Here is a 3,089-nt window from a genome sequence, read left to right as displayed (position 1 = left end):
CGCCGTGCCGGCGGTGGGCCGGGGCGTGGGCGTGGGGCGCGGCGTGGGCGCCGGAGGGGCGGATTCCAAGGGGGACGGAGTCTGGGCGGCGCTGCCGGGCGTCGAGGCCGGCCGCCGGATGACTTCGACCGCGGGAACCACCCGCCGTGTCTTCCGATCGTTCACAGTCGTACGTTACCTGATGCGAGGAGCCCGAGCATGCCCGGCTTCACGGCTGGAGGGAGGCTGAGAGGTCCACTTTCCACCCAGACGGCTCTCGGACCATCCGGACCTCGTGGGTGCTGCCTGACGAGCGAACGAGCACGGTCGCCTCGTCGCCCGCCTCCCGGACCAGGGAGACCTCCGTAACATCCGGAGGAGGGGGGACATTCGCGAAGAAGAGGCCCAGGGGCTCGGGTTTCACCGCGCCCCCGGAGGCGTCACTCACCGCCTGGGCCCGCTTCGTCAGGGCCGTCTGGGTGGGCTGGGACAATGCGCCCCAGGCCGCGCGCAACTCGCCGCGCTTCACCAAACGGTGGAAGGACGTATACGCATCTTGCGGTGTGCCGAAGCGGGGCTGGTTGCAGCCGGCCACGCCCACCAGGAGCAGGGCCAGCAACCAGGGCATCGTCGCGGTCAGGCGCATGGACGTGGGGTTTAGGTCAAAGCGGCGCCGGGGGAAAGCCTTGGGTGCGTCCGTCTCACGGAACGTGTTGCTGGACACGGTTGCGCCCCGCTCCCTTGGCCGCGTAGAGCCCCGCATCCGCCGCGCGAAGAAGCTCCTCCGCGCTCCCCAGGTCTTCCGAGGGCACCGTCGCCACGCCGAGCGACGCCGTCAGTCGCACCTCCTGCCGCTTCCCGTCCACGCCCACGTGCTCCACCCGCAGGCCGGCGATGGCCTCGCGCACGCGCTCGCACACCTTGAGCGCGTCCGCCGTCGCCGTCTCCGGCAACAACGCGATGAACTCCTCCCCGCCATAACGCGCCAGCACGTCCACCTCGCGCAGCCGCGAGCGCGTCGTCTGCGCCACCGCCTTGAGCACCTGGTCCCCGAAGGGGTGGCCGAAGGTGTCGTTGATGCGCTTGAAGTGGTCGATGTCCAGCATCACCAGCGACAGGGGGGACTGGTAGCGCCGCGAGCGTGCGAACTCGTCGCTCAGGCGCTCCTCGAAGCAGCGCCGGTTGAACAGCCCCGTGAGCGCGTCCGTCCGGCTGAGCGCCAGGAGCTCCTCGCGTCGCCGCGCCAGCTCCTTGTTGGCCTTGTCCAGCTCCCGGTTCTTCTCCACCAGCGCGTCCTGGAGCGCCTTGAGCCGCAGCATCGACTTCACCCGCGCCGACAGCTCCAACATGTCGAAGGGCTTCACCAGGTAGTCGTCCGCCCCCAGCTCCAGCCCCTCCACCTTTCCCGCCGCCTGCCGCGCCGTCATCAGAATCACCGGGATGAAGCCGAAGCCTTCCTCCCCGGAGTTCGCCTTGATGATGCGGCACACCTCCACGCCGCCCAGTCCCGGCATCTCCACGTCCATCAAGATGAGGTCCGGCCTCGCCTCGCGAATGGCCGACAGCGCCTGTGTGCCGTCATGGGCTTCCTTGAAGACGTACCCCCGCGGCGCCAGCCCCTCGCGCACATGCGCCACGTGCGATGGATCGTCATCGACGATGAGCACCGTCCGGCCGCTCAGCTCGCCGCCTGCCCCAGTCCGCCGGGCTACCTCCGGCGTCCTCTTCCTGTCACCCTCCGCCATGCGGTTGCGCCCCCAGTGCAATCATCCCGCGCTGCCAGAATGCCTGTGATTGTCTCCCGCCGACTCCAGGAAGCCAAGGGGTAGGGTAAGTCCCCGTCTTTCGGAGGCTCAGGCGGGTTTGACGAGGCGGGCCCGGTACACCGGCTCTCCCGAGGTGAGATACCGCCGCTCACGCGTCGAGGGCACCTCCTCCGGGTCATACGGATGGAAAACACCGGAACCCAAGGGGTTGTGGAAACCCACGGATTCCAGGATGGAGAGCATGTTGTGGGCGCGGTCCTCGACGTCGGTGCGCATGTCGAAGCGGCCGCCGGGGGCGAGCCTGGTGAGCAGGAGGGCGGCGAAGTCCGGCTGCACGACGGCGCGCTTGGCGTGGGCGCGCTTCCACCAGGGGTCGGGGAACTGGAGGTGGATGGCGGAGAGCGAGCCGGCCGCGAAGATGCGGGGGACGGCGAAGCGGGCGTCGGACTCGACGACGCGCAGGTTCTTCATCCCGGCCTTCTGGGCGCGCTCCTGGGTGTCGCGCGCGTACTTCTTGCGCCACTCGAAGGCGACGAAGCGGATGGTGGGGTTGCGGCGGCAGTACTCCAGCGCGTGGCCCCCGGCGCCGGAGCCGATTTCGAGCTCCAGGGGGCCCGGGAAGCCGAACTCGGCGTCCCAGTCCGGAGGGGTCTCCTGGGCGATGAGGTGGAGGCCGACGGGGTCTGGCAGCAAGCGGGGGCGTGGCATGAGGAGGGCGCTCCAACCACGGCCGAGCGGGGTCTGGCCAGGGAAAAACACTGGTATAGGGGAGGGATGAAGGTCTTCCAGTCGGTGGCGGAGGCGGGCCGGGCGCTGATCGGCCGAGCGCTCGCCCTGGGCAACTTCGACGGGGTGCACGTGGGCCACCAGGCCCTCTTCGCGGAGGCGCGCAAGCACGCTTCCCCCGCGGCGTTCACCTTCAACCCCCACCCGGGCAAGGTGCTCCAGCCAGACCTTGCGCCCAAGCTGATTACCTTGCTGCCCCGCCGCCTGGAGCTGCTCGCCGACCTGGGGCTGGAGGCCACGGTGGTGCAGGCCTTCTCGCGTGACTATGCGCGCACGGGCCCCGCGGACTTCGAGGCCACGCTCTTCGACGCGCTCGGCGTGGCGCACGTGGTGGTGGGCAGCGACTTCACCTACGGCGTGGCGCGCGCGGGCAACGTGGAGACGCTGCGCGAGGCGGCGTCCCGGCGGGGTGCCCGCGTCCATGTGGTGACGCCCGTCACGGTGGACGGGGTGGTGGCCTCGTCCTCACGGGTGCGTGAGTACATCCTCGAGGGGCGCGTGTCCGCCGCGTGCCGGCTCCTGGGTCGCCCGTTCGATCTGGACGGGATGGTCGTGGCG

The 3,089-nt window shown here is 70.2% G+C and carries 3 protein-coding genes and 1 pseudogene; 1 reads left to right on the top strand and 3 read right to left on the bottom strand.

Going from position 1 to position 3,089, the window contains the following annotated elements; all coding sequences use genetic code 11:
• Positions 1–208 precede the first annotated feature (208 nt).
• From FJV41_RS48565 to trmB, 3 genes are all read right to left on the bottom strand, one after another.
• The gene (locus FJV41_RS48565; protein WP_141649421.1) at positions 209–625 is read right to left on the bottom strand and encodes a hypothetical protein; all 417 of its coding nucleotides are present in this window, start codon (positions 623–625) and stop codon (positions 209–211) included.
• Positions 626–680: 55 nt separating this feature from the next.
• Positions 681–1,724, bottom strand: a complete 1,044-nt coding sequence (locus FJV41_RS48560; protein WP_141649420.1) for a diguanylate cyclase — start codon at positions 1,722–1,724, stop codon at positions 681–683.
• Positions 1,725–1,832: 108 nt separating this feature from the next.
• Positions 1,833–2,453 carry a tRNA (guanine(46)-N(7))-methyltransferase TrmB gene (trmB, locus tag FJV41_RS48555; RefSeq protein WP_141649419.1) on the bottom strand — a complete coding sequence of 207 codons (621 nt, stop codon included), beginning with the start codon at positions 2,451–2,453 and terminating at the stop codon, positions 1,833–1,835.
• Positions 2,454–2,519: 66 nt separating this feature from the next.
• On the opposite strand from trmB, the pseudogene FJV41_RS48550 reads away from it, so the two are divergent.
• Positions 2,520–3,089, top strand: a pseudogene (locus FJV41_RS48550) (bifunctional riboflavin kinase/FAD synthetase); the annotation flags it as partial.

It is taken from the genome of Myxococcus llanfairpwllgwyngyllgogerychwyrndrobwllllantysiliogogogochensis, from assembly GCF_006636215.1.
Taxonomy (GTDB): Bacteria; Myxococcota; Myxococcia; order Myxococcales; family Myxococcaceae; genus Myxococcus; species Myxococcus llanfairpwllgwyngyllgogerychwyrndrobwllllantysiliogogogochensis.
This window is presented reverse-complemented; position numbering and strand designations above follow the sequence as displayed.